Origin of the sequence: Streptomyces sp. GbtcB6, from assembly GCF_019091475.1 — a bacterium.
Lineage (GTDB): Bacteria > Actinomycetota > Actinomycetes > Streptomycetales > Streptomycetaceae > Streptomyces > Streptomyces hyaluromycini.
Genome location: NZ_JAGXJL010000161.1, coordinates 1 through 1,143, shown reverse-complemented (window position 1 = coordinate 1,143; position 1,143 = coordinate 1). Strand labels below are relative to the sequence as shown.

Here is a 1,143-nt window from a genome sequence, read left to right as displayed (position 1 = left end):
GATGCCGCAGTTGCGGCGGGTTGAGCGTGGGGTGGCGGGGGTCGAGGCGTCGTTCGCGCAGCAGCGTTTGTGGTTCCTGGACCGGCTCGCGCCAGGTGGGCGCGAGTATGTGATGCCGGTGACGTTGCGAATCCTTGGCGCTTTGGACGTGGATGTTCTCTGCACTGCGTTAGACGCGCTGGTGGCGCGGCATGAGGCCTTGCGGACCAGCTTTCACGAGGTCGAGGGACGGCCATGGCAGAAGGTCGCGCCGACCGGATCGATACCCCTGGTCGTACACGACTTCACCGATGTGCCCAGGGCCGAGCTCGAAGAGCGCGTCCGGGAAGCGGTGGAGGCTCAGGTCGCCGTGCCGTTCGACCTGGGCCAGGCACCCCTCGCCCGGGCGTGGCTGGCCCGTATCGGTCCAGAGGATCACCAGCTGACCCTGATCACACACCACATCGTCTCCGACGGCTGGTCCCTCGGTGTCCTCGCCCGGGACCTCGACGCCTTCTATACGGCGAGTCTGCTCAACAGCGCGCCCTCCCTGCCGGAACTGCCCCTGCAATACGCCGACTTCGCCGTCTCCCAGCGCGAATGGCTGCAAGGACCCGTGTTGGAGGAGCAACTCGCCTATTGGGAACGGACGCTGACCGGGATCGAACCGCTGCGACTGCCCACCGACGCCCCCCGGCCTGCTAGCCGTTCGGGACGTGGCGCCCGCCACGAGTTCTCCATCCCCGCAGAACTGGCGAACCAGTTGCGTGCACTCTCCAGCGGCAACGGCGCCACGCTGTTCATGACACTTCTGGCCGCATTCCAAGTCCTGCTCGCCCGCTACAGCGGCCAGGACGACATTGCCGTCGGCACGCCCATCGCCGGCCGCCGGCACTCCGAACTCGACCAGCTCATCGGCATGTTCGTGAACACCCTCGTCCTGCGAGTGGACCTGTCGGAGGACCCCACCTTCACCCAGCTCCTGGCCACCACACGCAGACAAGCCCTGGACGCCTACGCCCACCAGGACATCCCCTTCGAGCGCCTCGTCGAGCACCTCCAACCCGAACGAGACCTGAGCACCACACCCCTGTTCCAGGCCATGTTCGTCCTTCAGAACGCCACCGACCAGCCCTGGACACTCCACGACCTCACCGTCCAACG

General features: G+C 66.7%; 1 protein-coding gene. It reads left to right on the top strand.

Annotation, left to right across the window (positions count from 1 at the left end; genetic code table 11):
- Position 1: 1 nt before the first annotated feature.
- Positions 2–1,143 (top strand): condensation domain-containing protein (locus KVT45_RS54995; RefSeq protein ID WP_254648760.1); only part of this gene is annotated, 1,142 nt, incomplete at its 3' end.